Annotated in this window: 25 protein-coding genes and 1 pseudogene; 12 read left to right on the top strand and 14 right to left on the bottom strand. The window is 62.9% G+C overall.

All coding sequences use genetic code 11. From position 1 onward, the window contains the following. Window positions 1-107 precede the first annotated feature (107 nt). The gene (locus WN72_RS19585) at window positions 108-1,397 is read left to right on the top strand and encodes a M20/M25/M40 family metallo-hydrolase (protein WP_167380843.1); all 1,290 of its coding nucleotides are present in this window, start codon (window positions 108-110) and stop codon (window positions 1,395-1,397) included. Between the two features lie 3 nt (window positions 1,398-1,400). On the opposite strand, the gene WN72_RS19580 is transcribed toward WN72_RS19585, so the two are convergent. From WN72_RS19580 to WN72_RS19565, 4 genes are all read right to left on the bottom strand, one after another. Continuing rightward, entirely contained in the window at window positions 1,401-2,708 is a 1,308-nt protein-coding gene (locus tag WN72_RS19580) for a sensor histidine kinase (RefSeq protein ID WP_416207786.1), read from the bottom strand. A gap of 67 nt (window positions 2,709-2,775) precedes the next feature. Further along, window positions 2,776-3,450 (bottom strand): response regulator, encoded by a 675-nt coding sequence (locus WN72_RS19575; protein ID WP_027557214.1) that lies wholly within the window; start codon window positions 3,448-3,450, stop codon window positions 2,776-2,778. A gap of 199 nt (window positions 3,451-3,649) precedes the next feature. Next, window positions 3,650-4,603 (bottom strand): ABC transporter substrate-binding protein, encoded by a 954-nt coding sequence (locus WN72_RS19570; RefSeq protein ID WP_092216406.1) that lies wholly within the window; start codon window positions 4,601-4,603, stop codon window positions 3,650-3,652. 170 nt (window positions 4,604-4,773) lie between these two features. Beyond that, window positions 4,774-6,501: a cache domain-containing protein gene (locus WN72_RS19565; protein WP_092216405.1), complete on the bottom strand. Its 1,728-nt coding sequence runs from the start codon at window positions 6,499-6,501 to the stop codon at window positions 4,774-4,776. Between the two features lie 297 nt (window positions 6,502-6,798). On the opposite strand from WN72_RS19565, the gene WN72_RS19560 reads away from it, so the two are divergent. After that, entirely contained in the window at window positions 6,799-7,656 is an 858-nt protein-coding gene (locus WN72_RS19560) for a hypothetical protein (RefSeq protein WP_027557211.1), read from the top strand. A gap of 65 nt (window positions 7,657-7,721) precedes the next feature. Here the strand turns inward: WN72_RS19560 and WN72_RS19555 are convergent, their stop codons facing one another. From WN72_RS19555 to WN72_RS19535, 5 genes are all read right to left on the bottom strand, one after another. Beyond that, window positions 7,722-8,810 carry a TRAP transporter substrate-binding protein gene (locus tag WN72_RS19555; RefSeq protein ID WP_027557210.1) on the bottom strand — a complete coding sequence of 363 codons (1,089 nt, stop codon included), beginning with the start codon at window positions 8,808-8,810 and terminating at the stop codon, window positions 7,722-7,724. A 320-nt stretch (window positions 8,811-9,130) separates the two neighbouring features. After that, entirely contained in the window at window positions 9,131-9,469 is a 339-nt protein-coding gene (locus WN72_RS19550; protein WP_092216403.1) for a YunG family protein, read from the bottom strand. A 369-nt stretch (window positions 9,470-9,838) separates the two neighbouring features. Next, window positions 9,839-10,930 (bottom strand): TRAP transporter substrate-binding protein, encoded by a 1,092-nt coding sequence (locus WN72_RS19545; RefSeq protein ID WP_027557209.1) that lies wholly within the window; start codon window positions 10,928-10,930, stop codon window positions 9,839-9,841. 204 nt (window positions 10,931-11,134) lie between these two features. Further along, a complete protein-coding gene (locus WN72_RS19540; RefSeq protein ID WP_092216402.1) occupies window positions 11,135-12,277 on the bottom strand; it encodes an Mrp/NBP35 family ATP-binding protein in 1,143 nt (380 codons plus the stop codon). A gap of 93 nt (window positions 12,278-12,370) precedes the next feature. Next, window positions 12,371-12,808 carry a VOC family protein gene (locus WN72_RS19535; RefSeq protein WP_027557207.1) on the bottom strand — a complete coding sequence of 146 codons (438 nt, stop codon included), beginning with the start codon at window positions 12,806-12,808 and terminating at the stop codon, window positions 12,371-12,373. Between the two features lie 200 nt (window positions 12,809-13,008). Here WN72_RS19535 and WN72_RS19530 point away from each other — a divergent pair, with 200 nt between their 5' ends. The 6 genes from WN72_RS19530 to WN72_RS19505 all read left to right on the top strand — a co-directional run bounded on the left by WN72_RS19530 (window position 13,009) and on the right by WN72_RS19505 (window position 18,585). Then, the gene (locus WN72_RS19530) at window positions 13,009-13,881 is read left to right on the top strand and encodes an NAD(P)-dependent oxidoreductase (protein WP_027557206.1); all 873 of its coding nucleotides are present in this window, start codon (window positions 13,009-13,011) and stop codon (window positions 13,879-13,881) included. Window positions 13,882-13,903: 22 nt separating this feature from the next. Further along, a complete protein-coding gene (gene nhaD, locus WN72_RS19525; RefSeq protein ID WP_027557205.1) occupies window positions 13,904-15,181 on the top strand; it encodes a sodium:proton antiporter NhaD in 1,278 nt (425 codons plus the stop codon). Window positions 15,182-15,320: 139 nt separating this feature from the next. Continuing rightward, window positions 15,321-16,916, top strand: coding sequence for a sensor histidine kinase (locus WN72_RS19520; protein WP_092216401.1), 1,596 nt, complete (start codon window positions 15,321-15,323; stop codon window positions 16,914-16,916). Between the two features lie 45 nt (window positions 16,917-16,961). Next, entirely contained in the window at window positions 16,962-17,165 is a 204-nt protein-coding gene (locus WN72_RS19515) for a DUF1289 domain-containing protein (protein ID WP_027557203.1), read from the top strand. A gap of 28 nt (window positions 17,166-17,193) precedes the next feature. Next, complete coding sequence (locus tag WN72_RS19510; protein WP_092216400.1) at window positions 17,194-17,748, top strand: TIGR02281 family clan AA aspartic protease; 555 nt, start codon at window positions 17,194-17,196, stop codon at window positions 17,746-17,748. A 168-nt stretch (window positions 17,749-17,916) separates the two neighbouring features. Continuing rightward, window positions 17,917-18,585, top strand: a complete 669-nt coding sequence (locus WN72_RS19505) for an outer membrane protein (protein ID WP_092216399.1) — start codon at window positions 17,917-17,919, stop codon at window positions 18,583-18,585. A 51-nt stretch (window positions 18,586-18,636) separates the two neighbouring features. Here WN72_RS19505 and dusA read toward each other — a convergent pair whose 3' ends face one another. From dusA to WN72_RS19480, 5 genes and pseudogenes are all read right to left on the bottom strand, one after another. Beyond that, entirely contained in the window at window positions 18,637-19,596 is a 960-nt protein-coding gene (dusA, locus tag WN72_RS19500) for a tRNA dihydrouridine(20/20a) synthase DusA (protein WP_244553767.1), read from the bottom strand. 589 nt (window positions 19,597-20,185) lie between these two features. Further along, window positions 20,186-20,767, bottom strand: coding sequence for an isochorismatase family protein (locus WN72_RS19495; protein WP_092216397.1), 582 nt, complete (start codon window positions 20,765-20,767; stop codon window positions 20,186-20,188). Window positions 20,768-21,118: 351 nt separating this feature from the next. After that, window positions 21,119-21,844, bottom strand: coding sequence for a response regulator (locus WN72_RS19490; RefSeq protein WP_092216396.1), 726 nt, complete (start codon window positions 21,842-21,844; stop codon window positions 21,119-21,121). A 187-nt stretch (window positions 21,845-22,031) separates the two neighbouring features. Next, window positions 22,032-22,277: pseudogene (locus tag WN72_RS19485) on the bottom strand (thiamine pyrophosphate-dependent enzyme); the annotation flags it as partial. A 75-nt stretch (window positions 22,278-22,352) separates the two neighbouring features. Then, complete coding sequence (locus WN72_RS19480; protein WP_244553766.1) at window positions 22,353-23,738, bottom strand: FAD-binding oxidoreductase; 1,386 nt, start codon at window positions 23,736-23,738, stop codon at window positions 22,353-22,355. A 347-nt stretch (window positions 23,739-24,085) separates the two neighbouring features. Between WN72_RS19480 and WN72_RS19475 the strand changes: the two genes are divergently transcribed. From WN72_RS19475 to WN72_RS19460, 4 genes are all read left to right on the top strand, one after another. Next, complete coding sequence (locus tag WN72_RS19475; RefSeq protein ID WP_167380842.1) at window positions 24,086-24,325, top strand: cysteine hydrolase family protein; 240 nt, start codon at window positions 24,086-24,088, stop codon at window positions 24,323-24,325. 25 nt (window positions 24,326-24,350) lie between these two features. Continuing rightward, a complete protein-coding gene (locus tag WN72_RS19470; RefSeq protein WP_167380841.1) occupies window positions 24,351-24,515 on the top strand; it encodes a hypothetical protein in 165 nt (54 codons plus the stop codon). Between the two features lie 76 nt (window positions 24,516-24,591). Next, complete coding sequence (locus tag WN72_RS19465; RefSeq protein ID WP_167380840.1) at window positions 24,592-25,542, top strand: LysR family transcriptional regulator; 951 nt, start codon at window positions 24,592-24,594, stop codon at window positions 25,540-25,542. Beyond that, window positions 25,539-26,702, top strand: a complete 1,164-nt coding sequence (locus tag WN72_RS19460) for a VOC family protein (RefSeq protein ID WP_092216393.1) — start codon at window positions 25,539-25,541, stop codon at window positions 26,700-26,702. Before WN72_RS19465 ends, WN72_RS19460 begins: the two co-directional genes overlap by 4 nt. Window positions 26,703-26,957 lie beyond the last annotated feature (255 nt).

Below are 26,957 nucleotides of genomic sequence, written 5' to 3'. Positions count from 1 at the left end.
GTCGGGCCTTCGTCGTCATGCTCCGCCCCTGGCGGAGCATGACGCGCGTGACACGTGCGGGAAACACGGGCATACCGGGCTATCCTCCAACTCATGGACAGCCGCCTATGCTCCGATCGCACCCTGCTCCATCGTTCATCGTTTCCTTGTTTGCTTCGCTCTGGCTGGCCTCCGCAGTGACTGTCGCGTACGCCGAGCCGGTGGCCGATGTTCATGCGCTGGCGCAGAAGGAGCAGCAGCCGCTGCTCGACACGCTGCGCGATCTCGTCAACATCGAAACCGGCAGCAGGGACATCGAGGGCCTGAACGTGATCGCAGGACGCGTCGCCGACCAGCTCAAGCAGCTCGGCGGCACGGTGGAGATCCTGCAGCCGACCGACATCTATCGCCTCGACGACACGCCCGAAAAGATCGGCCCGGCCGTGCACGCCGTCTTCAAGGGGACCGGTACCAGGAAGATCATGCTGATCGCCCACATGGACACGGTGTACCTGAGGGGCATGCTGAAGGACCAGCCGTTCCGCGTCGACGGCGACAAGGCCTTCGGCCTCGGCATTGCCGACGACAAGCAGGGCGTCGCGCTCATTCTCCACACCGTGGCGATGCTGCAGAAGCTGAATTTCAAGGACTACGGCACGCTCACGGTGCTCACCAATGGCGACGAGGAGATCTCCTCGCCCGGCTGGCGCGGCACCATCACCAAATTCGCTTCCGATCAGGACGTGGTGTTCTCGTTCGAGGGCGGGGGCACCGACGGCACGCTGCGGCTCGCCACCAGCGGCATCGGCTCGGCCTATCTCACGGTGACCGGCCGATCCTCGCATGCGGGCGCAAGGCCCGAGGGCGGCATCAACGCGCTGTACGAGCTCTCGCACCAGGTGCTGCAGATGAAGGACCTGTCCAAACCCGAGCAGGGCCTGAAGCTGAACTGGACCGTTTCCAAGGCCGGCACCAACCGCAACGTCATCCCTGCCGAAGCCACCGCGCAAGCCGATGCACGCGCGCTGAAGGTGTCGGATTTCGACGAGCTGGAGAAGGCGCTCCACGAGAAGATCAAGAATCACCTGCTGCCGGATTCCAAGGTCGAGCTGAAATTCGAGGTGCGCCGTCCGCCGCTCGAGGCCAACGACGCCTCGCGCCGCGTGGCGGCCCACGGCAAGACCATCTATGAGGAGATCGGATTCCCGCTGAAGGTCGACGAGAAGGCAACCGGCGGCGGCACGGATGCGGCCTTTGCCGCGCTCAAGACCAAGGGCGCCGTGGTCGAAGGCATGGGCCTGTCGGGCTTCGGCGCGCACTCCAATGATGCCGAATATGTGAAGATCGACAGCATCGTGCCGCGTCTTTACCTGACCACGCGCATGATCATGGACCTGTCGACCGGCAAGCTGAAATAGCTGTCAGCTCCGGCCGAGGGCGGAGGCACCCTCCTCCGCCAGCCTGAACCGCAGCGTGAACTCGGCACCCCCGCCGGGAAGATTGTCCACCGCAACCGTGGCGTCGTGATCGTCGGCGACGCCGCGCACGATCGAAAGGCCGAGGCCCGCGCCGTCGCTGCGCTGGCGATCCCTACGCCAGAAGCGCTGGAAGATCAGCTCACGCTCGCCATCGGCAACGCCCGGGCCGCAATCGCGCACGCGCACCGAGCCGTCGTCGCCGACCTCGACGTCCACGGCGGTGTCCTTCGCCGTGAACTTGATGGCGTTTTCGGCGAGGTTGAAGATCGCGCGCTGGAGCATCTCGGCATTGCCGTGGATCAGCACCGGCGCGTCGGCGCCCTTGAGCGCGATGTCCTTGTGCTGGGCGATCGCAAGCGGCGCGATCGCGCCCACCACCTCGGCACAGACGGCGCGTAAGTCAGCGGTCTCGCCGGGATCGAGCACCAATGTATCGAGCTCGGCGATCTCCAGGAGCTGGGCGACGATCCGGCTCATGCCCTCGATGTCGTCATGCAGCGCCTGCCGTGCGGCACCATCACCAAGTGTCTCGATCCGCGTCCGCAGGATCGTCAGCGGTGTGCGCAATTGATGCGCGGCGTCGGCGGTGAACTGCCGCTGCACCCGAAAGCCGTCCTCGAGGCGGTCGAGCGCCTGGTTGACGGCGGTGACGAGCGGCAGGATCTCGCGCGGGATTTGCTCCGTCGGCAGGCGGATATGGGTGCGCGCCGGGCCGATATTGCTGGCCTCCTCCGACGCCTTCCACAGCGGCGCGATGGCGCGGCGGAAGATGACGATGTCGATGCCGAGCAGGATCAGCAGCACCGGAATGGTGATCCAGCCCACCCGCCGGAAGAAGTTCGAGATGATGTCGTCGATGATGACGTCGCGGTGCGCGAGGTCCTCCGCGACGCGGATGCGCACCACCTTGCCGTCGATGATGCGCGTGACGCTGGCGCCGGAAATCGTCTCCGACGGCGGCGGCGCAGACACGGCCGCACCGGTCTTGCGGCGGGACGAGAACAGCAGATGGCCGTCGGCATCGCGGATGTCGTAGAGATAGCGGCCGTAGGCTTCCGAATAGAGGCCCCGCAGACTGTCCGGCAGGTTGAACGTCAAGAGGCCGTCCGGCTGCGCGACGATGCGCTCGGCGAGCACTTCGGCCTGGGCGCGCATCGCATCGCGGTGCAACTGGTCGACCTCGGAATTGAGCAGCCAGAACAGCACCAGCGGCAGGAAAATCGCGACCACCGCGACCGCCACGATGTGCATGAACACGATGCGCCAGATCAGCGATTTGAAGGTCGGCGATCGGCCATAGGCCGGCGCGGCGGCCACGCTATTTCTCCTCGGCCAAGAGATAGCCGACGCCGCGGATGGTGTGGATCACGACCCGGGCGCCGTGCTCGGCAAGCTGCTTGCGCAGCCGCGACACGTAGACCTCGACCGCATTGGAGGCGACCTCGCCTTCGAGACCGAAGATGTGGTCCTCGACGTTCTTCTTCGGCACCACCCGCCCCTGCCGGCGCAGCAGGATCTCCAGCACCGAGGTCTCGCGCGCGGAGATGATCCGCGGCTGATCGTCGACGAAGATCTGGCGGCTCTCGGTGTCGTAAACAAGGTTGGCGAGACTGAGCGAGCGGCCGAGCAGCTGGCCGGGCCGGCGCAGGATCGCCTCCAGCCGCGCCACCAGCTCCTCCATCGCGAACGGCTTTGCCAGATAATCGTCGGCGCCGCTGCGCAGGCCGCTGACGCGGTCCTGCAGGCCGCCGCGCGCGGTCAGCACCAGCACCGGCAGCGGCTCCATCTGGCGGCGCAGCTCGCGCAGCACCGACAGGCCGTCGCCGTCGGGCAGGCCGAGGTCGAGGATCATCGCGGCATAGCTGACGCTGCTGACCGCCTCGCGCGCCTCGGCCGCGCTGCCCACGATGTCGCTCTCATAGCCGGCCGCCGCCAGCCCGCTGGCCACGAGCCGCGACAGCTCGGCATTGTCCTCGACGATCAGAAGGCGCATCGTAATCCCGGCATCACCGCACGGCTCGCGCCGTATCCCTGCTCTCTTCCACCATTCCGGACGCCCCTGCCAGCGAAAAAGTGCCCGGCTGGTCGGTCGGCCAGCCCTGTCAGGCTGGTGTAAGCCGATCCGGGCGCGTAGCCGCGGATCGCAGCTCTGGAGGAATGGCACTGTCCGCCCATGCGCCCCCGTCCGTGGTTTACTCGATCACCTCGTCTGCGCCGGCAACGATTGCGGATGAGAACGCATGACCGAGCAGTTTGGCTGCCTTCAAGTTGATAACGAGCTCTACCTTCGTGACGAGCTGGACGGGAAGATCAGAAGGCTTCTCGCCCAACAGGACCCGTCCGGCATAGATACCCGCGCGCCGGTGCGACTGCATGAAATCTCCCCCATAGCTCATCAAACCTCCGGCGGTGGGAAAGTCCCGGGTCTGTGTGATTGCGGGCACGCGATATTTCATTGCCAGAGCAGCGAGCCGCGAACTGCGAAATGCAAAATAGGGGTCGGAGGTAAACACAAGTCCACTTGCCCCGTCCCTGGTCGCCGCAGCGAACACAGATTCAAATTCATCCTCCTTGCTTGCGTTCAATATCTCCAGTTGAACACGCATCGTTTCCGCCGCCGCACGAAGCTTCTGCAGTTGCGATTCTGCGGTCGGACTTGTCGGGTTGACGACGATCATCAATTTGGTCGCCGTAGGCAACAGGTCGCGCATCAACTCAAGCCGCTTTGGCGACACGTCGACACTCAGGCTCGAAACTCCCGTGATGTTCCCGCCCGGCCGCGACAAGCTATCCACCACGTGCAGCTGAACGGGATCGCCGCCCATCTCAAAAACGATTGTCTTGGTCGGGCTCGCAGCTTTCGCGGCAAGTGCCACGGGAGCGCCCCCGGGCGCCACGAGGACATTCACATTTCGGGCGACCAGTTCGGCGGCCAACGCAGGTAATCGGGAATATTGTCCGTTGGCCCACTGAAAGTCGATTTTCACATTGCGGTCCTCGACAAAGCCCGCTTCCGCCAATCCCTGTCGGAAAGCCTCAAGTCGACTGGCAAAGAGCTCGGGCGACTCCGGACAAAGATAGCCAATGACGGGCATGGAGGACTTCTGCGCATACGCGTCGGCCGTCCACGTCGCGGCGCCCGCCATCAAAAGCAGAAAGTCCCGCCGCCTGGCGCATCTTCGCGGCGTTACCGCTCCAGAGTTGGCGCATCTCATGGCTACGAACCCGTTGCCGTCAGCCGATTGTCGAAGCATAGCCCCGGATGCTCGAACAGTCTTCAACTTGATCGTGCCGGGCATCCGGAGGCCGGCCCCGGCTAGGGAGCATCGAAGGATATTCCGAAGACCGGAATCGCTTCGTCAAATCCCTTGATATTGCGATACCCGAGGTCCTCGACGGACCGCCGACCCCTGACGTCAGCGGCGACTTTGGCGTCGACCAGAATTTCCTTGTCTGCGGCAGATGCGCACAGTCGGGCCGCCAGATTCACAACGCTGCCAATGGCGGTGTAGTCGAGCCGGTCCTTGTAGCCGATCCGGCCGACGGTCGCCGGCCCGCTGGCAAGGCCGATTCCGAAACCAACATGGTAGCCGCGCGATCGCCAACCCGCGATAAGGACTTGCACGGTCCTCTGCATGTCGACGGCGAGATCGATGGCTCTCAATGCAGGCTCTTCGATCGGGACAGGTGCGTTCACCAGCACCATCAGCCCGTCTCCGGAGAAATTGATCAGCGTTGCCTCGAATTTCGCGATGACCCTGCCGAGGTCTTCATAGTACTCCGACAATACGCTCATGACGTCCTCAGGCGCAGCTCCCGCTGAAAAAGCGGTGAACCCCCTCAAATCGCAGAAGACAACGACAACCTCCGTGCGGCGACCATCCAGCACGCTGTCATCGCCGGCTCGATCGACGAGATCGGCGACCTGGGGAGCGAGGAATCGCCTGAGCCTGGCGATGCGCTCCTGGTGCTGCTGCGCCAGCGCCAGCTCGGAAGCCATCTTGTTGAAACTGTTTGCAAGACGCTGGAACTCGTCCCCGGTGTGGATCAGGATCCGGTGGTCAAAGGACCCGGCACCAATCCTCTCCGTGCCCTCCTCGAGCAGCTTGATCGGCTCTGTCATCCGGTCGGCCAATGCATAGGCAAAAATGCCTGCGAGCATCGTGCTGACCGCAAGGAGCATTGCCGTCCGCCACAGGGCGGCGTAGATCGGCGCGTAAGCTTCGGATAGTGGCTGCGCGACCACGACTGTCCAATCGGTGCCCTGCACGGCAGCCGCGCTGGCGGCAACGAATTGTCCTTGTGCATCCTGGCTCGTTGCGAAGCCCGCCTTCGACCCGATCGCGTCCCGCACAGCCCGAAATGGCTTGGAGGTTGCTTCTTCCGCACCGCGGAGGACGAGGCTGATGTCGGGATGGGCAATAAGGCGACCCGATCGGTCCAGGACGAAAGCGAAGCCGGTCCTTCCGACCTGGATCGCCGAGATCACGTCCCAGATCAGCTTGAGGTTGACTTCGGCTATGACTGCGCCAACGGCCGGCCGACTGCCGACAATCGCAACCGTCAGGTACGGTTCGGAGCCGCGGTTGTAGCTGACGTCGCTGAACCAGATCTGAGTTGCCCGGGCCCCGACCAGGGCAGGATCAGCTGATCGGTCCGTCCGGCTCTCAATCCGATTGAGGCCGATCCGCGAGATGTAGAGACGCTCCAGACCGCTGGCGTCGAGGAGTGTAAGACTGGCAATGGCAGGCGCTTGTCGAAGGAGGCGCAGCGCGTCGGTCCGCCGGCGTTCGTCAGGCTCGTCGGTCCACGGAAGCTGCACCAGCCAGCCGAGCTGCGTTGTGATGCCGTGGATGAAATCGTGTATTTCGGCGGCCGCGGACGCGGACTGGAGGCCGAGCCACTGGTCCAGCCTCGCACGCTGATCGCGATAGCCGAACCACGCTTCAATAACGCCGTTGAAGGCGAGTGGGACCGCGACCGCCACGAAAAGCGCGAGCAAATATTTATGAAAAAGGCCGCGAAACCGATCTTGAGGAATCATGATCCGGTCACCCGTACAATCGCACAGATAATATGGACCCAGACTAACACGTCGCTTTGCGGTCAGGCGGAGTTCATTTGACCCGAGCGTACGGTTGCACCCTTCGCGCCTGCAAGGCGGACTGGTCACGCGGTCAGGCGACAAGCGACCCGGCAGGGGCAGCCCGGCGTCATCGCCACTGTTGATCTAGGTCAAACATCAGCCACCCTCCGGCGTCACCCTCCCAGCGTTCTCCTCTCCCTCCCGATCCTGAAGAAGGCCTACTCAAGGTTCGTCGACGAAAGTGGGAGCTCGCTCATGATAACGATTCCAGAACTGACGTCCCAGGCGCTCGGTGCGTTCCTGATCTCGGAGACAAGCGGCCGCTTCGGCTCGTCTCACGCCAGCTTGCCGGAACTGCTCCCCTACGCAGCAAAGCTGGCCCTGGAATGCATTGGTAATAGCGACGCACTCTACCACAATGTCGAGCACACCTTGTTGGTCACGCTGGTGGGGCACGACATTCTGATCGGGCGCTCGCTTCTGAGGCCGACGACGGCTAGCGATTATGCTCACTTCATTCTGGCGTGCCTGATCCACGACATCGGCTACGTCAGGGGAATAGTCCACGGAGACCAGGACGGAGCCTACGTTGTCGATGGTACCGGTCGAACGGTCGAGTTACCGATCGGCTCCTCCGATGCAGCGCTTGCGCCCTATCATGTCGACCGCTCAAAATTGTTTGCCGTGGAGCGTCTTGACGCAGTCGACCAGATCGACGCCGCTCGCGTCGCTCAGGCCATCGAGTACACTCGTGTTCCCTATGCAGACGCACCAACGAGCGAACTCAGGGATGATCTGGACGAGGAGGAAGGTTTGTTGCTTCGCGCCGCCGATCTGATCGGTCAGCTCGGCGATCCCAACTACATGAAGAAATCAAATGCGCTCTTCTACGAATTCGAGGAGATCGGACTCAACAAATCGCTGGGATACGCCACGCCTGCGGATGTGGTGTACAAATATCCTCAATTCTACTGGACCAAGGCCTCACCGCAGATCCAAACCGCCATCCGCTATTTGAACGTAACCGCGAGCGGAAGACAATGGATCAGCAATCTGTATGGCAATGTCCTGCGCGCTGAGCGCGAGGTCGGACTATCTGGTCCGCAGCTATAGATCGGGACGCTGCGAACGCCCCGGAGCCTTCGCCCCGGGGCGCTGCGTTCGGCAGACAGTGGCGCTCAGCTCTGCGAGCGTCGCGCCATGAAGATGTCGTAGCCGACCTCCGCGACCTGGAACCAGGCGTAGCCATCGCTGGAGAATTTTGCCAGGGAGTCGTGCACCTTCTTGAAGTTGGCGTTGGTCGCGCCGACCTCGGCATGCAGCTCCTTGGCCGCCTTGTAGCAGGCGTCCATGATCGCCGGCGAGAAGGCGTGCAGCTTGGTGCCGCTGGCGAGCAGCTTCTTCATGGCGAGCGGATTGGCGGTGTCGTAGCGCGCCATCATGTAGTTGTTGGCGGTGTGGCCCGCCTGCTCCAGCACGCTCTGGTAATATTTCGGCAGCGCGTTCCATTTGTCGAGATTGACGAAAGCGAGCAGCATCGGCCCGCCTTCCCACCAGCCGGGATAGTAGTAATGCGGCGCGATCTTGTAGAAGCCGAGCTTCTCGTCGTCATAGGGGCCGACCCATTCGGCGGCGTCGATCGTGCCCTTCTCCAGCGCCGGATAGATGTCGCCGCCGGCGAGCTGCTGCGGCACCACGCCGAGCTTCTGGAGCACGCGGCCGGCAAAGCCGCCGATGCGGAATTTCATGCCGCTGAGATCCCCGGGCGTGTTGACCTCTTTCCTGAACCAGCCGCCCATCTGGCAGCCGGTGTTGCCCGCGAGCAGCGAGATGACGTTGTAGCTCTTGTAGAACTCGTTGAGCACCTCGCGCCCGCCGCCCTGCATGTACCAGGCCTGGTTGATGCGCATGTTGGGGCCGAACGGCACCGATGAGCCGAAGGTGAAGGTCGGGTCCTTGCCGAAATAATAGTAGGAGGCGGTGTGGCCGATCTCGCAGGTGGCGTTCTGCACGGCGTCGAGCACCTGGAGGCCCGGCACGATCTCGCCGGCCGCGAAGATCTGGATCTGGAATTTGTTGTCAGTCGCCTCGGCGACCATCTTGCACATCATCTCGGCGCCGCCATAGAGCGTATCGAGCGATTTCGGCCAGCTCGTCGGCATGCGCCATTTGATTTCCGGCATCGACTGCGCGATCGCGGGCGCCGCGAGCGTGGCGGCACCGGCCGCACCAAGTCCTGTGACCTTGATGAAGTCTCTTCTCTTCATGATTTCCTGCCCTGATGGATCTGATTGTGGGCCTTCTTGCCGAGGCTTGGAGACCAGCATGGCGTAACGACCGGCGAAATGCCATCGTGATCGCACTGCGGCAAAGAAAAAGGCCGGCCTGCGATGGGGCCGGGCTGCTCTGGCAATCACGATCACGCCGCGGCTTCGGATGACCAGCCGGCGTACGAAGCCGCTTGCGGACTCGGCGGCCGAGCCCAGACGACAACGATAGAGGTCCCCTGGGCCGGAATGATGGGTTTCGCTTCGCTCTACCCATCCTACGGTCTGAGCGCGCACGATGAGGTTCGCTTCTGCGCTACCTATCGTTCTCTCTCAAAAGCGGCCCTCAGTTCGGCGAGTTGCTCGGCGATTGCTCCCAACTCCGCGTCGGCGCGATCCGTCGGAACGTCCATGTAAGCGATCGGAGAATCGAACTGGCTCGCCGTGAAGTCGTACCTCTTGCCGCCGATCCGATTGTAGAAATGGTCGCCAGCGGGCAGCGGCGTCTTCAGCAGGTCGCCGCCGAAGAGCCCGTGGACCAGCAGCGAAGTGACGTTGCATTGCCCCGCCGCCGGATTGTCCGCCGTCCATTTGCTGGCCGTCGACAGCGACCATGCCTTGCGCAGCGCGCGCTGGATGTCATCGGGATCGAAGCTCATCGTCGCTCCTAAGGATCGGTGACGGCCGATTTCGGATTTTACGATTATCGCTTTATGCCACTGTTTTGCCCGACGTGTCAAACCGCCGCGCCGGCTGGCTGAGGCCCAACGCCCTGCGCCCGTCATTGCGGCCACGGTCGCAAAAATCGGCGCGTCGGCACCGGCTGCTCCGTGATCGCACGTGTACCGCTGAATTGCCCCGTTCGGTCAAGCTGTTGGCAGCATCGACGAGCGAGCCCGCCCTCATCTCGTCTCTACTGTGCATGGGGTTGTTTTCGCTATTTTGTTTTGAGCCCCCTCCGCACCAACGAAAAAACCCGGCCTCGCGAACGAGGCCGGGCTCTGTCGTCTTGCGACGTGCTCGAACGATCAGCCGCGGGTGCGCGAGCGGATCATGAAGCTGTCATAGGTGTATTCGGCGACCTGCCACCACAGATATTCGTCTGAGCGGTAGGCCTGCATGGCGTCGATCGACTTCTTGAAGTCGGGGTTCTTGGCCGAGATCTCCGCCCACAGCTCGTTGGTCGCCTTGAGGCAGGCCTCGAGCACTTCGTTGGTGAAGGGACGAAGCTGCGTGCCGCCGGCGACCAGACGCTTCAGCGCCCCCGGGTTCTGCATGTCGTAGCGCGCGGCCATCCAGCTGTTGGCATTGGCCATCGCGTTGGTGAGGATCGCCTGGTAGTTTTTCGGCAGCGAATTCCACTTGTCGAGGTTGGTGAAGGCGTGGACGGTCGGACCGCCTTCCCAGAAGCCCGGGTAGTAGTAGTACTTGGCGACCTTGGCGAAGCCGAGCTTCTCGTCATCGTAGGGGCCGACCCACTCGGCCGCGTCGATGGTGCCCTTCTCCAGCGCCGGGTAGATGTCGCCGCCGGCGAGCTGCTGCGGCACCACGCCGACCTTCTGGAGCACCTGGCCGGCGATGCCGCCGATGCGCATCTTCAGGCCCGAGAGATCGGCAACGGTCTTGATCTCCTTGCGGAACCAGCCGCCCATCTGGGTGCCGGTGTTGCCGCAGGGCTGGCCGATCACGTTCGACTTCTTGAAGAACTCGTTGCCGAGCTGCTCGCCGCCGCCCTGGTACCACCAGGAGTTCTGCTGGCGCGCATTGAGGCCGAACGGCACCGAGGCGTAGATCGCCCAGGTCGGGTCCTTGCCGACGTAGTAGTAGGACACGGTGTGGCACATCTCGACCGTGCCGTTCGAGGTCGCATCGAGCGCCTGCAGGCCGGGGACGATTTCACCGGCCGCGAACACCTGGATCTGGAATTTGTTGTCAGTCATCTCGGCGACGTACTTCGCCACCTGCTCGCCGCCGCCATAGATGGTGTCGAGCGACTTCGGGAAGCTCGAGGTCATGCGCCACTTGATCTCGGGCGAGGATTGCGCGATCGCCGGCGAGGCTACCGCGGCGGTCGCCGCCGCGCCTGCTGCCGACACTTTCAGGAAATCACGACGCTTCATCTTCAGGTCTCTCCTTGCTGGGGCGTTTCCCCTCAACTTCTCTTTGTGCCGCCGCTCATTCCGGCGACGCGTTCAGGCCGCGTCGAACCGAAGGGGCTTGACTGCCGTGGGCGTTTAACACGGACGGGGCGCTTTCGGAACGCGACAATGGCATGACGGGGCTCTACGAAAGTCGCATGTCCCCAACGGATTGCCCTTGCAGCCTCAGGCTGCGGCGATCACGCCCTTGAGCTGGTCCCGGACCTGTCCCGCAATGGCGCGGTAGATCGCCGCATGGGGCCCGTCCGGCTCGCTGTCGACGACGGGATTGCCGGCGTCCGAGGTGGCCCGAATCGCCATGTGCAAGGGTATCTCGCCCAGGAACGGTACTCCGAGCTTCTCGGCCTCGTGGCGGGCGCCGCCATGGCCGAAGATGTCGGATTTGGTGCCGCAATGCGGGCACTGGAAATAGCTCATGTTCTCGACGATGCCGAGCACGGGCACGTTGACCTTCCTGAACATCGCAAGTCCCCGCCTTGCGTCGATCAGGGACAGGTCCTGCGGGGTCGAGACGATCACCGCGCCCTTGAGCGGCACGTTCTGCGCCAGCGTGAGCTGGGCATCGCCGGTGCCCGGCGGCATGTCGACGACCAGCACGTCGAGCTGGCCCCATGCGACGTCGCGCAGCATCTGCGTCACCGCCGACATCACCATCGGCCCGCGCCAGATCATCGCGGTCTCTTCCTCCACGAGGAAGCCGATCGACATGATCGCGAGGCCGAAGCGGCGGAGCGGAATCATCTTGCGCTCGGCGTTCAGCTCCGGCTTGTCGCGCAGGCCGGTCAGGCGCGGCACCGAAGGGCCGTAGATATCGGCGTCGAGCAGCCCGACCTTGAGGCCGAGGTCGCGCAGGCCGAGCGCGAGGTTGAGCGCGGTGGTCGACTTGCCGACGCCGCCCTTGCCCGAGGCGACCGCGATCACCGCGGCAACGCCGGGAATCTCTGACTGCCGCGCCATCGGCGATTGGGCACCGCCCTGCGGCGGCGGCTTGTGGGCATGGACCGGCTGCACGCCCGGCGCGCCGCGGCTCGGCTGCGGGGGTGGCGGCGGCGCGGAGCCCGGCTTGCGTTCGGCGGTCAGCGCCACCATCACGGTGGTGACGCCGGGAATGGCGCGCACGGCGGCCTCGGCCTCGGCCCGGATGGATTCCCAGGCCCGCGCCTCGGCGGCATCGACATTGATCGAGAAGAACACCTTGCCGTCCGAGGCGCTGATCGCGCTCAGCACATTGGCATTGGTGAGCGCGACCCCGCGCGGCGACTTGATCCGGGCGAGGCTGTCGAGAACCTGTTGCTGCGTCACGCTCAAAGCGCATCTCCTGGAGAGAGCATGAAGCGGTTTTCCGACCAGATCATGCTCAGGACTTTAAGATGCCCCATTAGAGCGGAAACGGCCAAAAGGCTACTGCCTGCCGATATCGTCAGCCATCTCGGCGGGCGCGGCCCCCTGCTCGCTGGCGGCCTCGTAATTGAGCTCGATCATGACCCCGTTGGGGTCGTGGACGAAGATCTGCCAGAGGTCGCCGCCGGGCACCTGACGGGAGTCGAACTTCATCCCCTTGGACGCCAGCCGCTGCTTCATGTCGTCGAACCCGCGGCTGACGAAGGCGACGTGGTGGACAACGCCGGAATCCGGCTTTTGTGGCTCGGCGGTCGGAGAAATATCGACGAGGTGCACCACCGCCTTGCCCTCGCTGTACATCCAGGCGCCGGGGAAGGCGAAATCCGGCCGCGGGCCTTTTTCCAGGCCGAGCACGTCCTCGTAGAAGCGGACCGTCTCGGCCAGATGCCGGGTCCGGATGTTGAAATGATCGAGCACGCCCACGCTCACGCCGCCCATGCCTTTGCTCCCTTTTTTTAAAGTGCTTGTTGAAGGTCCGAGATCAGCCATCCTAGCACAGGGGGGCGTCAAACGAAGCCGTTGCCCTTCCGCCTCAAGGGTTTATGGTGCGCTCGTTCCCCTTCATGTGGAACTTTAGGACCCCCGGCTGGCGTCCCTCGCCCGGCTGCAACCGTAAAACTCAAGCTACGGACACACACATGGCTAAAGTCGCTTTCCTCGGTCTCGGCGTGATGGGTTTCCCCATGGCCGGACACCTCGTGAAAAAAGGGGGCCATGAGGTCACCGTCTACAACCGCACCGCGGCCAAGGCGAAGGAATGGGCGGACAAGTTCGGCGGCAAGACCGCACCGACCCCGAAGGCCGCCGCCGAGGGCCAGGATTTCGTGATGTGCTGCGTCGGCAACGACAACGACCTGCGCGCGGTCACGATCGGTGCTGACGGCGCATTCGCCGGCATGAAGAAGGGCGCGACCTTCGTCGACCACACCACCGCCTCCGCCGAAGTCGCCCGCGAGCTCGATGCCGCCGCGACCAAGGCCGGCTTCAAGTTCGTCGACGCGCCCGTGTCCGGCGGCCAGGCCGGCGCCGAGAACGGCGTGCTGACGGTGATGTGCGGCGGTGCGCCGGATGCCTATGCCGGCGCCGAGCCGATCATCACGGCTGCCTATGCGCGGATGTGCAAGCTGCTCGGGCCCGCCGGAAGCGGCCAGCTGACCAAGATGGTCAACCAGATCTGCATCGCCGGCCTCGTGCAGGGCCTCTCCGAGGGCATCCACTTCGCCAAGAAGAGCGGCCTCGACGTCGCCGCGGTGATCGAGACCATCTCCAAGGGCGCGGCGCAGTCCTGGCAGATGGAGAACCGCTACAAGACCATGAACGACGGCAAATACGATTTCGGCTTCGCGGTCGAATGGATGCGCAAGGACCTCTCGATCTCGCTGGCCGAAGCCCGCCGCAACGGCGCAAACCTGCCGGTGACCGCGCTGGTCGACCAGTTCTACGCCGAGGTCGAGAAGATGGGCGGCAAGCGCTGGGATACGTCGAGCCTGCTTGCGCGCCTGCAACGCTGACGTCTGAGGGACCGTCCCCACTTTGCTGACCGCGATTGCCGTCATCTTCGTCGTCGCCTATGCGGCGATCGCGCTCGAGCATCCGCTCGGGATCAACAAGAGTGCCACGGCGCTGATCGGCGCCGTATTGCTCTGGACCGTCTACGCGGTCACCACGGGCGACCATGCGCTGGTCAACCACGCGCTCAACGAGTCCGTCGCCTCCACCGCACAGATCGTGTTCTTCCTCATCGGCGCGATGACCATCGTCGAGGTCATCGACGCCCATGACGGCTTCGAGGTCATCACCTCCCGCATCAGCACCACGAGCCAGGTCCGGCTGATGTGGCTGGTCGGCTTCGTGGCCTTCGTGCTCAGCGCGATCCTGGACAATCTGACCACCACCATCGTGATGGTCTCGCTGATCCAGCGGCTGATCGCCAAGCGCGACGACCGGCTGCTGTTCGCCTCTCTCATCGTCATCGCCGCGAACGCCGGCGGCGCATGGACCGTGATCGGCGACGTCACCACGACCATGCTGTGGATCGGCGGGCAGATCACGCCGCTGAACATCATGGGCGCGGTGTTCCTGCCCTCACTGGTCAATCTGCTCGTCCCGCTCGCCTTCCTCAGCTTCCTGGTGAGGGGCAAGACCATCGCGCCGCCGCCGAAGGAGGACGGCTTGCAGGTGATCGGGGCATTCGAGCGCAACCTGATGTTCTATCTCGGGCTCGGCACGCTGATCGCCGTGCCCGCCTTCAAGACGGTCACGCATCTGCCGCCGTTCATGGGCGTGCTGCTCGGGCTCGGCATCGTCTGGCTGGTCGGCGAGATCGTCCACCGCGGCAAGGACGAGCATGTCCGCCATCCGCTCACCCTGGCGCATGCGCTAACGCGGATCGACATGGGCTCGATCGTGTTCTTCGTCGGAATCCTGCTCGCCGTCGCCTGCCTCGAACATGCGGGCCTGCTGACGATGCTGGCGCGATGGCTGGAAGCGACCATCGGCCGCCAGGACATCATCGTCGTCGTGCTCGGCCTGCTCAGCGCCGTCATCGACAACGTCCCGCTGGTCGCCGCGACCATGGGCATGTACGACCTCGGCCACTACCCGCCAGACAGCTTCATCTGGGAGTTCATCGCCTATTGCGCCGGCACTGGCGGCTCGATCCTGATCATCGGCTCGGCCGCAGGCGTCGCCGCCATGGGGCTCGAGCGGATCGAGTTCCTCTGGTACGCCCGCCGCATCGCCGGCCCGGCGCTTGCGGGCTATCTGGCGGGCGCCGTCGTCTACGTCGCACAGCATGCTGCGCTGCATTGAACGGCAGTTAGCGGACTGAAAATTAACGCGCGGTTAACGCAATTCTTTAGCTCCTTAAGTCACCTCTTAAGGATTTCTTGCCACAGATAGAGAATGCAGAAGGCCCGCCTCGCGCGGGTCAGGAATCGTTGTTGTTTCGATGAGTAACCCCGCTGAAAAGCCAGAGGTAGTTCAGCTTCCGGCCGAGCCGGTCAGCGCTCCGTCGGCGAGCAGCCGAAGGGCCGCCGCGCAGCGGGTGCGCGAGGCGCGCGACAAGTTAACGTCGACCAGCGGAACCCGGCCGGCCTTCGACGCCGAGATGCTGCGCCAATATGCGCAGACCCGGCTGTCGGCCTCCTATGTCGTGATGCTGCTGGTGGTTGCCACCGGTGTGCTGTTCGGGTTGTGGATGCAACCGATCCCGGCCGCGGCCTGGACCTGCGGCATGATCTGCATTCACGCCGCGATGATCCGCAGCTGCCGGCGCTTTCTGGCCGAGCCCGCCTCGCCGACATCGACGCGCGCCTGGCGGACGCGCTTCGTCCTGCTCGACCTGCTCTATGGCCTGTGCTGGATGGCGATCCTGATCCATCCCGTGCTCGACATGGTCACGGAAACGCTGATGATGTTCCTGATGCTTCTGGTGATCGCAGTGTCGAGCATGCTCGCCGCCAATTTGCCGATCGCGGCCCTCGCCGCCACCGCGCCGGTCGCGGTCGCGATGGCGCTGAGCTTCGTGATGACCGGCTCGCTGGACAATTATATCCTGGCGGCGCTCGCGATCGCAGCCGAAGGCTATTTCGTGCTGCTGGCGCATCGCCTGCACTCCTCCACCTTCGCAACGCTCGAGGCGCGCGCCGAGAAGGATGCGCTGATCGGCGAGCTGGAGCAGGCGAAAGCAATCTCGGACGAGGCGCGTCACCGCGCCGAATCCGCCAATGTCGCCAAGTCGCGCTTCCTCGCCCAGATGAGCCACGAGTTGCGCACGCCGCTGAACGCCATCCTCGGCTTCTCCGAGGTGATGAAGAGCGAGATTTTCGGTGCGCATGCGGTCGGCGTGTACAAGGAATATTCCGCCGACATCCATAATTCCGGCGTGCACCTGCTCAACCTCATCAACGAGATCCTCGACCTGTCGCGGATCGAGGCGGGCCGCTACGAGCTGAACGAGGAAGCGGTGTCGCTGGTCGGCATCGTCGCCGACTGCCATCATCTGATGAAGCTGCGCGCGTCCAGCCGCGGCATCACGATCCACGAAGTGTTCGAGCAGGCGATGCCGCGGCTTTGGGCCGACGAGCGCGCGGTCCGCCAGGTCGTGCTCAATCTGCTCTCCAACTCGATCAAGTTCACCCCGCAAGGCGGCGAGATCTGGCTCAAGGCCGGCTGGACCGCCTCGGGCGGACAATATCTCTCGGTGAAGGATTCCGGCTCGGGCATTCCCGAGGACGAGATTCCGGTCGTGCTCGCCTCGTTCGGCCAGGGCTCCAACTCGATCAAGTCGGCCGAACAGGGCGCCGGGCTCGGCCTGCCCATCGCCAAGAACCTGATCGACCTGCATGGCGGCACGTTCACGCTGAAATCGAAGCTGCGCATCGGCACCGAGGTGATCGTCACCTTCCCGCCGGAGCGCGTGATGAGCGCGCTGGCGCCGATGTCGGATGAGGCTCCGCCGCTCCAGCCGGACAGTTCCGCGCTTGCCGACGAGAAGCGCCGGCCGCGGCACAAGCCGATCATGAGCGCAGGCACGGGCTCTTAAACGAGATGCTTGCAGAGATGCCCGACCATCCCCCACTATGTCCGAATGAGCAAAGAAACGCCGTGCGTCGCCGTCTGCATGATCGATCCCAAGACCAAGCTGTGCTTCGGCTGCGGCCGCACCTTGCCGGAGATCGCACGCTGGCACGCCATGGAGAGCGCGGAACGGCTCGCGGTCATGGCGCTGCTGCCGGCGCGGATGACGGACGCCGGGCTGACGCCGATCGCAGGAACGCCGAAGCGCGCCTGACCGCCTCGCGTGCCCTCGGAGGCGCGCCATGATCCGCTTCCTGCTCGTTCTCATCATGCTCGCCGGCACGGCCGGTGCCGTTGTCGCCTATGGCGATCCCAGCCAGATCGTGCGCGCCAGCAACAAGGTCTCGCAAATGTTCCGCGCGCAGACCGCCTCCCCGCCCCCTGCCGTGCAGATCCAGCGCGGCCAGGGCGGCGAATTCGCGCTGCGCGCCAAGATCAACGGCGTCGCCGCACCGATGGTGATCGATACCGGGGCGACCTCCGTGGTGCTGACCTGGGAGACCGCGAAGGCGATCGGACTGCCGCTCGAGATGCTCGAATATGACGTCGATCTCGAAACCGCGGGCGGCCACACCAAGGCGGCCCGGCTCACGCTCGATCGCCTCGCGGTCGGCCACCTCGTCGAAAAATCGGTGCCGGCCCTCGTCGTGCAGCGCGGACAGATGAAGACCAACCTGCTCGGCATGAGTTTCCTCGACCGCCTGGAGAGCTGGGGCGTTCGCGCCGACAAGCTGATGCTCACCGGCTACCCGGAGCTGCAGAGCGGCCATCGCCGCGCGCGCACAGCGGTGGATTAATCCCTCCGGCCCATCCACAGCCTCGGACAACTTGCCGCGAAAGCGCAGAAGTGTGGCATTTGCACTATTTACAAACCGCCTAGTCGGTTTATAATAAACTCATTCCTGGATCGGGGTTGGACGAGCGCTGCCTCCTTCAGGGAGCGGCCAAATGGGAGATCGAGACTCATGACTGCCACAGCCGCCTTACGCTGCGCGATGCGCGCCCTGCCCTTTGTCGCGGTGTTCGCCGCAGGCAGCGCCAGCGCTGCGGATCTGTCGCCGCGCTATGCCGCGCCCTCCTCCGCCTACACGGCACCGCAGCCGGTGTACTCGTGGACGGGTCTTTATGCGGGCTTCAACGCCGGCTATGCCGAGAGCGGCGACGACGCCTTCAACAATCTCGTCGGCACCAACGGAGGCAAGGTCAAGGGCGCCGTCGGCGGCGTGCAGATCGGATACAACTACCAGATCTCGCCGATGTTCGTGGTCGGCATCGAGAACGATTTCGAAGGCGGGGACATCAAGAACCACGACGCGCTGAGCAGTGCCGCGGTGAGCCTGCCCTGGTACATGACCGGCCGAGCCCGCGCCGGCATCGCGACGATGGATTCACGCCTGCTGTTCTTCGGGACCGCGGGTCTGGCCACCGGCGAATTGAAGGATGGCCCGATCAACAAGATGAAGATGGGCTGGACCGCAGGTGGCGGCGTCGAATGGGCGTTCCTGCCGAAATGGTCGGCCAAGGCCGAATATCTCTACACCGAGTTCAAGCACGACGATCTGCCGGACTGGAACGCGCCGAAATTCCACACCTTCCGCGTCGGCGTGAACTACCACTTCGACCTGTTCCGCTAAGACGGATCGAAAGAGCCGGATTATGCGATCCGGCTCTTCATCTGACTGGAGCTACGCGGCCGCTTCCGCTGGCGCACGCGCGCCGACACGCGCGATCGCATCACGCAACACCTCGACGCCGGCCCCCGGCTTGACGCCTTGCTCGGCAAGATGGCGACGAAAAGCGCGCGCACCCGGCACGGCGTGGAATGCGCCGACGAAATGCCGCGTGATGGCGTGCAGCCGCGTGCCGCGGGCGAGCTGCTGCTCGATATAGGGCATCATCGCTTCGAACGCGTCCTGCATGGTCGCATGCGGCGGCGCCTCGCCGAAGATGTCGCGATCGACGCTGAGCAGCCGCCACGGCTCCTGATAGGCAGCACGGCCGAGCATCACGCCATCGACGTGATCGAGATGTGCCCTGGCCTTGTCGATGCCAGGGACGCCGCCATTGATGATGATGGGCACATCGGGCATCGCGCGCTTGAGGCGATAAACGCGATCATAATCGAGCGGCGGGATGTCGCGGTTCTCCTTCGGAGACAGACCGTTGAGCCAGGCCTTGCGGGCGTGCACGATCAGCGCGTCGCAGCCGGCAGCGACCACCCCGCGCGCAAGCGTATCGAGCGCAACTTCCGGATCCTGCTCGTCGATGCCGATGCGGCACTTCACCGTCACGGGAACGCCGACCGCGTGCTTCATGGCCTCGACGCATCGCGCCACGAGCTCCGGCTCCGCCATCAGGCAGGCGCCGAAGCGGCCGTCCTTCACGCGGTCGGAGGGACAGCCGACATTGAGATTGATCTCGTCATAGCCGAAATCTTCGCCGATCCGCGCAGCAAGCGCGAGCTCGCGCGGATCCGACCCGCCAAGCTGCAGCGCCACGGGATGCTCGCACGCATCGAACCCGAGCAGCCGCTCCCGATCGCCATGAACGACGGCGCCGGTGGTCAGCATCTCCGTATAGAGCAGCGCGCGCCGGGTCAGCTGACGGTGGAACACCCGGCAGTGCCGGTCAGTCCAATCCATCATGGGGGCCACGGAGAATTTGCGATCTAAGCCATTCATTTTACTGATATATTTCACATCGTGTCGGCCCTATGTGTAATTGGACCGATTGAGAAATCCGGTTTGATGAGGCTTCCGCTGCCAGCCTCTTCTAGGGCCATATAGGCATAAATTGGAAGTGAAAATCACATCTTCGGATTATCGGTGCACACGCCACGGACACGAGAGCAAACCGTGTACAGGCCCACCAACTCGCCCGATGCAGCCTTCATCCTTCTCGGTACGCTCGTCAACGTTCTCGTCGGGACGAGCAATCGCATCGAAGGCTATATTACTGGCTTGCTCCGTCTCGCCTGAGACGGAGCCACCTTCCGCAGGTTCCAGCCTGCAATTCGATGGTGGCAAAATTCATTTTTCGATTGCCAGCATCGGTCCCGTTCTACAGCGCGCGAGATTCTGCAGAATGTCTTTTCAAATCAGCGATACACCACGAGAGCTGACGAGCTCGGGAGGATGATTTCGACGCCGTGCTCGAATTAACGTACGACCAACGGCGTAAATCGACGGATGTTCGAGGCATAAGACGATCTCGAGCGAGCGCGTTCGCGCTGCCTCACGAATATTCGATGATCGAAACCAGCTTCTTGCCGTTCGGGCTGGTCCAATCGAGTGCCAGCTCGGAGACGATCTGTGGAACGGTCACGATAGCCGCGCCCGCCTTGTGCATGCGCTGCAGTGCCAGATCATGACCGAGCTGTGAAAACGAAGCAGAGGCGTCAGCCGCTACCTGAACCTCATAGCCCTCCTCCAGCATTTGCAGCACTGGAAAAGTGATACAAATTTCGGTGGTGATACCGGCCACGAAAAGCTTCTTGCGACCGGTTGCCTTGACGGCTTTGTTGAAGCCTTCGTGGTGCATCGCGTTGACGATGCCCGGCCGCCTGATCCTTGCAGCAAACGCCTGAGGCAGGATTTGTTCGAGCTCCGAGATGAGCGGGCCGGTGAAACTGACCTGATCCTCCATGCTCGAGGTCAACACCGCCGGCATTTCCAGGGCCTTCGCGATTTGTGCGAGCCTGAGCGCGTTTTTCCTGACGATATTGATATCGAGAGAGTGCGTCCACGACATCGTACCGACCTGGTGGTCGATCAGCACCATCGCGGCATTCTCGGGAGTGAAGGCGTTCTTGTGCATGTCAAAATCCTTTGAGTCGACATTTTCGCAGCGGCGGAGCGCCCAAGCCTCAAACAAGCTGCTTGCGCGCAGCGAAAGCTAGTGAGTGGACGACTCGTCCAAAAGGCGGAAAAATAGCAACACATCGTCCGGTTTTTATGGACGACCCTCGGATTTTCTCCGGCGCGATATTGCTGGAGATATGCGGAGGCTTCCCTGTCACGCGGCCGTCACGCCCACTGCAAGAAGCGCTTACAACTGCAGCTCATGGCGCCACGTCTTCACCATCACTGCTGTCTCCCTCCGTCACGCGCAGGATCCTTCGGGAGCCCGTCCGCGTTCGCGCGTAGCATCCACTTGCAATGTCGTATCCTAGAACGGCTCGACGGGAATGGTGAAGACGTAACCAACGCCGCGCTCGGCCTGGATGATGCGCGGCGCGCTCGGGTCGGTCTCCAGTTTCCGCCGCAATCGCAGCACTTGAACGTCGACGCTCCGGTCAAAGATGTCTTCGTGGACGCGGGTCGCCTGAAGCAGGTACTCGCGCGTCAGCGGGCGTTGCGGCGCTTCAAGAAAAGCCAGCAACAAGGTGTATTCGCCCTTGCTCAGGGGGACCTGCGAGTTGTTGACGTCTATCAGACTGCGGCCGCGACGTTCGAGTTTCCAGCCGTTGAAGCGATAGCCGCCGCGTTCTGGTTCACGGGCACGCGCGGCCCGCCCCATCTCCTGACGCCGCAACACGGCGCGGACTCGCGCCAGGAGCTCTCTCAGGCTGAATGGCTTGATGATGTAGTCGTCGGCGCCGAGCTCGAGCCCAACGATGCGGTCGCTTTCGTCGAGCCGGTGCCCGGTCGTGATGATGACAGGCACATCGGAATGTGCGCGAATTTCCCGCAGCATATCCAATCCATCGTCCTGATCTAGACGAAGGTCGAGAATGATCAGACCAGGCTCCGCTCGTTGAAGATGAATATGCAGTTCAGCCCGGCTGGATACGGCCCTGCTCGGCACACTGTGCTCTTCCAGATATCCGATCACCATCTGCCGCAAAGCGGCATCATCATCGACGACAATAATATGGCCGACGTCTGCCAACATATTTGATCTCTCAAACTTGCCGTAGCAGCAATCCCGGTTGCTGCGTTGGGACAGGAAATGCTGCTTGCTCCGGCTGAAACTTGAATTAGCCCCGGTCTGCCGCCGGCGATCTTGCCCGCACCGTGCCGCGCGCGAGGCATGGGCTGCCTTTGCCTACCCTGCACGCCCCGCAACAATGACAGGCAGGTCAGGATTCACCGTGTGCGTCCGCCGGCGCCCGCGCCGCCTTGAAGCCGGCGACGAACCGCGCCAGTGTGTCCGACGTCCTCCCGCGGGGCAGCATCACCTCGATCAGCGCGAAGCGGCCGCGGTTCTGTGCCGCCCGCTCCAACGCGGCCGCGAGCACGCGCCGCGTCGTCACCCGCTCGCCGGTGCCGCCGAGCGACGGCGCGATCTTGGCGAAATGCCAGTCGTCGAGATCGTTGAACGCGGAGAAATCGCCCGGGATGCCGAAAATCTCGCGCGCCGGGCTTCTTCAGGCCCTCGAGCAATGCGGTCGCGAGCGTGGTCATGCTTCGCGCGCCCGAGCTTCGGCAACGATCGGCAGCGGGATAGCGGACCGGAACACATTGTCCGGGTCATAAAGACGCTTGGCCTTGAGCAGTCGATCAGCGTTCTGGCCAAAGCTCGCTGCAGCGCGCGCGACCTCACCCTCACCCAGCATGTTTGGGTATCCGCCAGGAAGCGCGATATTCGTAAACGCCTCGCGGGCCTCACGTACCCATTGTCGATGCCGCCGTTCTTCCGTCCGCGATCCGTCGTCAAATGACGCAAGGATTTCGATGGACACATGGTCCCGACGCAAGCCAAACGCAGTCGTTTCCAATGGGACCTGCGAGGCTGCTCCCTTGAACTCATGGGTGATCATGGAACAGCCGGCCGATGGCGCATTCGCCATTGCTTTCAAAAGCATGTCGATGCCAGCCTCGTCGAGCACGGGAAGCAGGCACGTTTCCATAAACACACGCTGCCCATTCACGATGGCCGGATCAAACAGCGACACGGAAGCGCCGTAGCGAACCGTTCCCACCGTATTGGAGAGCGCCGTCCCAAGCTCAAGGAGTGGCGCTAGATGGGTGTCGGCCTCGTCGGGCGAACCACTCCAGGTCGGCACAATCATGATGACCGGCGCGCCATCAGGCCCCGCCCCCGCGACGACCTGCACCGTCAGTTCGTCCGGCGCGAAGCGAGCCTCGTCGGCGCAGCGTCGAAGTACGTCCCGGGCTTGCGAGAACGGATAGACCAGCGCGCCGGAAACGACAAAGGGCAGTTGGTGCAGCCGAATCCGCATAGCCGTCACCACGCCAAAATTGCCGCCGCCGCCGCGCAAGGCCCAGAATAGGTCTTCGTTGCGCCCGCGCTCCGCGATCACCAGCCGGCCGTCCGACAGGACGACGTCGGCCGCTATCAGATTGTCGAGCGCGAGCCCAAAACGTCCGTTCAGCGGACCGTAGCCGCCCCCCAGTGTAAGCCCAGCCATGCCGACCGTACTGCACGAGCCTGTCACTGCGGCGAGCCCGAGTGGATCGGTCGCCGCGAGCAGATCGGAGGCACGGCTCCCGCCGGAGACCCAGGCAATGTCGGCCTCAACGACCACATCCCGCATACCACCAAGGTCAAGCACGAGCCCATCGCACAACGCGCGACCGGCCCAATCATGGCCGCCGCCTCGCACGGACAGCCGAAGGTCTGCAGAACGCGCGGCCGCAACGGCAAACTGGATGTCCTGCGGCGCCCGACAATGGACGATGGCACGAGGCTGGCGCCCGACCGGCTTCGCCCAGATGGCGCAGGCGGCCTTATAGTCTTCATCGCCTTGTGTTGAGATCCGACCTTCGATCTGGCCACTGAGCCTACGGAGGGCACCATCAATATCCTGAGCCTTTTCCAACATACCGGCCGTCCTGACGCTTGTTCGTGAAGACTTCCCCAACAGCAGGCGTGAAGCTTGGCTGCCGAGCCGTACCAAAGCCATTTCAAGTGCGGTCCAATTCGTTACAGATGTTACGGATTGTAGCGTCAGCGCCAGCCTTGTAGTGTCTTGCCATATGCTCACAATTCGCGCGCCCGGTCGGTCCCCGATCTCGCCGCGGAGAAGGCCGGCTGCACCGGCGATACAGCGACAATTGTCCGGTTTTGTCGGATACAGAGTATGTCTGCAGAGCACTACTTGGACTGTCCGCCCCTCCTTAGGCTTATGACTCTTCCGCAACGAAGTGCTCACGACTCAAAGGAAAGACAATGCCGACTAGTTTCCTCCTGCATGTCTCACCCGAGGACGCAGCGCTCGTTATTGATTTACAGCCGCAGATGTTCATGGGCGTTGAGAGCCATGACCGCCTGAAACTCGGAAGCAATCTGCAGACCATCGCCATGGCTGCGAAGCTCTCCAAGTTTCCGACCTTGCTGACGACCGTAACCGCGAACGCCTCCGCCGGCCCCTTCGTGCCCGAGGTCGTGAAAGGATGTCTTCTCCAATGATCCGATCCAGGTCGCGCGTCGATCAATGCCTGGCTCGATTCCAGCTTCGTCTCCGCCGTGGAGGCAACCGGACGGAAAGCGGCTGGTCATCACCGAAGGCGTGATGGACATTCTCAAGGAGCACACCGCCTTCCGCATCAATGGCTACTTCTCGAAGTGGGCAGTCGGCGAAGAGATCACGCGGAAGTAACAGGTCGACCAAAGGGGGCTCGTGTTGGGATGAATCAAAGGGAGGTGTAGTTGCTCAAGAACTCACACGGAACGGCATGAAACCCGCCAACCTTCGTATCGATGTCATCACGACATTTATCGCAATCGTCGAAGCGGGAAGCATGAGAGAAGCCGGTCGGCGTCTTGGCATCTCCAAGTCTGTCGTCAGTCAACGCCTCAGCGCGCTGGAGGCAGCCCTGAATGTCCGGCTGCTGAGCCGGTCGACGCGGCAGCAGGCCCTCACCGAGAGCGGTAAATATTTTTTTGAGCGTTGCCAGAAAATCGCCGAGGATTTCCAGCTCGCAGCCGAAGAGGTGAGCGATCGGCAGGATGAGTTCTCCGGCACGATCCGCATCGCCGCCCCGATGAGTTTCGCTGTACTGCATCTGACTGACGTGTTTTCGACTTTCTTACAGACCCATCCCTTGATCGATCTCCAGATCGAATTCGACGACCGCATGCATGATCTGGTCGGCGACTCCTTCGACGTGGCGGTCCGAATTGGAAGGCTGAAGAATTCCGCGCTGATTGTGCGCCGGTTCGGGCTGAGCAATCGGGTCGTGGTCTGCTCGCCGCGCTACATTGCCGAGAACGGAAAACCCCACTCGATCGAGAGTCTCGAGAACCACTACGCCGTCAGCTATGCCAATCTCACCGCTCAGTCGGAATGGATTTTCCGCCGGGGCGACGAGATCAAGAGCGTGACGCCAAAGAGCCGCATGAGGGTCAATAGCGGCGATATCCAGCTGGCGGCTGTGAAAGACGGCGTGGCGATTGCAGCGCTGCCCCTCTTCATCGTTCACAAGGCGATCGAGGCGCGGGAGGTCCAGATCGTCGATCTCGATTGGCAGTTGGTGCCGGACGACCTTTGCATCGTTTATCCGCAGAACCGTTTTCTGGCCCGGAAAGTAAGAGCGCTGTCCGCTGCCATCATCGCCCACATCGGAAGTCCGCCTCGCTGGGAGAGCCGGCTTAGCGCAGAACAACAGGAGAAGCTAAAATCATGAATCAGATGATCATCAACGGCGTCAACAGCCAGACCTTCGTCTGCTCGGATCTCCAAAGAGTCGAGCATTTTTATACGCTCATACTCGGTCTTCGCGTTGTCAAGCGCACTGTCAGCCATCTCGATGGACGATTGCCAGTGATCACCTTCGGCTTCAACAGCCTCGCGGAGGAGCCACGATCGCAAACCATAGCCTATCTCGAATGGAATCCGATCTTCTACATGATGCCGAAGGAAGGATTTACCGATCCCTCCCTCGTGGCAGATGCTGTTTCAAACCCGCGCGCAGGTGATCCCAAGGGGCGCTGGGGCGCCGGCACCAACCATCATCTTGCCCTTCACGTCCCTAATCGAAACGGACTTTTGAAGTGGAAGCGGCGGCTTACGGACTTTGGCATTCATGTCACTGGCCCATATAACCGACACTACTTCCATGCGATCTATTTTCCCGACCCGGACGGCGCGATCATCGAAATCGCAACGTCGGAACCCGGCTTCGGTCATGACGAAGTTGTTCTGGGATCGGAATTCAAGCAACAGCCTGCGGAAAATCTGGTCGGCGGCCGGAGCGAATTGTCCATCGCGTCAGAAACCTGGCCGGCTCCGATGCCTGTTATCGGCGATGATTACGCGTTGCGTGGCTTCCACCATATCACGTCAATTTCCAGCAACGCAGAGCGAACGGAGAAGTTTTTCGTCGAAACAGTTGGACTGCATCTGATCAAGAGGACCGACTACCTCGACGAGAAGGGGGGAACGCATTACTACTATGCCTGCGATCAAGACCTTTCGCCCGGTTCGGTGATCACATTCTTCGGCCTGCCCAACTATGCTCCGGGACGGCTCGGAACCGGTCTTTCCCATCATTTCACGTTGGAGGTCGAAAACGAGCCGGCGCTTGCCGATCAACGCGTACGCCTGAAGCGCGCCGGCGTCGAGGTCTCCGGCATTCAGGACGCAATCTATTCGAAGCTCTTCCATTTTCGTGATCCCGACGGCCATATCTGTGCCGTCTCGACGCCCAGCGACTTTACTGTAGACGAGGATAGGGAAGATCTCGGTCAATCCCTCTGTTTGCCCGAGTCACTTGAACCGCGCCGCGCCGAAATTGAACGGCACCTTGCGTTTCGGCCAGCACCGACGCCGATCCTCCCTGAGTGAGAGCCGTTGGGGCGCGGTGCTGCCGCACCCCGCCCCATCGAAAGGAAGTCACTTCCAGGCCCTCTCCATTTCCGGCGAAGCGTTCATGCAGTCGGAAATCGACCAGCGCACCGATGTAATCGTGTGCACGTGCTGCCAACGGAAAGGTCGTAGTCGGCCCCTTAAAGCGCCCATTTGGCAAATCGATACGAATTGATTTCACGACCGACCTTTTCGCATCAGCGCTGCAACCAACGCTTGTGGTGGCGCAGCCAC

It is taken from the genome of Bradyrhizobium arachidis (genome assembly GCF_015291705.1).
Taxonomy (GTDB): Bacteria; Pseudomonadota; Alphaproteobacteria; order Rhizobiales; family Xanthobacteraceae; genus Bradyrhizobium; species Bradyrhizobium arachidis.
This window is presented reverse-complemented; position numbering and strand designations above follow the sequence as displayed.

Bases quoted from the DNA above. Each gene is read 5' to 3' on its own strand.
- WN72_RS19585 (WP_167380843.1), top strand. From the start codon at position 108: ATGCTCCGATCGCACCCTGCTCCATCGTTCATCGTTTCCTTGTTTGCT.
- WN72_RS19580 (WP_416207786.1), bottom strand. From the start codon at position 2,708: ATGCACATCGTGGCGGTCGCGGTGGTCGCGATTTTCCTGCCGCTGGTG.
- WN72_RS19575 (WP_027557214.1), bottom strand. From the start codon at position 3,450: ATGCGCCTTCTGATCGTCGAGGACAATGCCGAGCTGTCGCGGCTCGTG.
- WN72_RS19570 (WP_092216406.1), bottom strand. From the start codon at position 4,603: ATGGCGGGCGCCGCGACGTGGACGGCCGACGCGTATGCGCAGAAGTCC.
- WN72_RS19565 (WP_092216405.1), bottom strand. From the start codon at position 6,501: ATGATTCCTCAAGATCGGTTTCGCGGCCTTTTTCATAAATATTTGCTC.
- WN72_RS19560 (WP_027557211.1), top strand. From the start codon at position 6,799: ATGATAACGATTCCAGAACTGACGTCCCAGGCGCTCGGTGCGTTCCTG.
- WN72_RS19555 (WP_027557210.1), bottom strand. From the start codon at position 8,810: ATGAAGAGAAGAGACTTCATCAAGGTCACAGGACTTGGTGCGGCCGGT.
- WN72_RS19550 (WP_092216403.1), bottom strand. From the start codon at position 9,469: ATGAGCTTCGATCCCGATGACATCCAGCGCGCGCTGCGCAAGGCATGG.
- WN72_RS19545 (WP_027557209.1), bottom strand. From the start codon at position 10,930: ATGAAGCGTCGTGATTTCCTGAAAGTGTCGGCAGCAGGCGCGGCGGCG.
- WN72_RS19535 (WP_027557207.1), bottom strand. From the start codon at position 12,808: ATGGGCGGCGTGAGCGTGGGCGTGCTCGATCATTTCAACATCCGGACC.
- WN72_RS19530 (WP_027557206.1), top strand. From the start codon at position 13,009: ATGGCTAAAGTCGCTTTCCTCGGTCTCGGCGTGATGGGTTTCCCCATG.
- WN72_RS19520 (WP_092216401.1), top strand. From the start codon at position 15,321: ATGAGTAACCCCGCTGAAAAGCCAGAGGTAGTTCAGCTTCCGGCCGAG.
- WN72_RS19515 (WP_027557203.1), top strand. From the start codon at position 16,962: ATGAGCAAAGAAACGCCGTGCGTCGCCGTCTGCATGATCGATCCCAAG.
- WN72_RS19510 (WP_092216400.1), top strand. From the start codon at position 17,194: ATGATCCGCTTCCTGCTCGTTCTCATCATGCTCGCCGGCACGGCCGGT.
- WN72_RS19505 (WP_092216399.1), top strand. From the start codon at position 17,917: ATGACTGCCACAGCCGCCTTACGCTGCGCGATGCGCGCCCTGCCCTTT.
- dusA (WP_244553767.1), bottom strand. From the start codon at position 19,596: ATGATGGATTGGACTGACCGGCACTGCCGGGTGTTCCACCGTCAGCTG.
- WN72_RS19495 (WP_092216397.1), bottom strand. From the start codon at position 20,767: ATGCACAAGAACGCCTTCACTCCCGAGAATGCCGCGATGGTGCTGATC.
- WN72_RS19490 (WP_092216396.1), bottom strand. From the start codon at position 21,844: ATGTTGGCAGACGTCGGCCATATTATTGTCGTCGATGATGATGCCGCT.
- WN72_RS19480 (WP_244553766.1), bottom strand. From the start codon at position 23,738: ATGTTGGAAAAGGCTCAGGATATTGATGGTGCCCTCCGTAGGCTCAGT.
- WN72_RS19475 (WP_167380842.1), top strand. From the start codon at position 24,086: ATGCCGACTAGTTTCCTCCTGCATGTCTCACCCGAGGACGCAGCGCTC.
- WN72_RS19470 (WP_167380841.1), top strand. From the start codon at position 24,351: ATGCCTGGCTCGATTCCAGCTTCGTCTCCGCCGTGGAGGCAACCGGAC.
- WN72_RS19465 (WP_167380840.1), top strand. From the start codon at position 24,592: ATGAAACCCGCCAACCTTCGTATCGATGTCATCACGACATTTATCGCA.
- WN72_RS19460 (WP_092216393.1), top strand. From the start codon at position 25,539: ATGAATCAGATGATCATCAACGGCGTCAACAGCCAGACCTTCGTCTGC.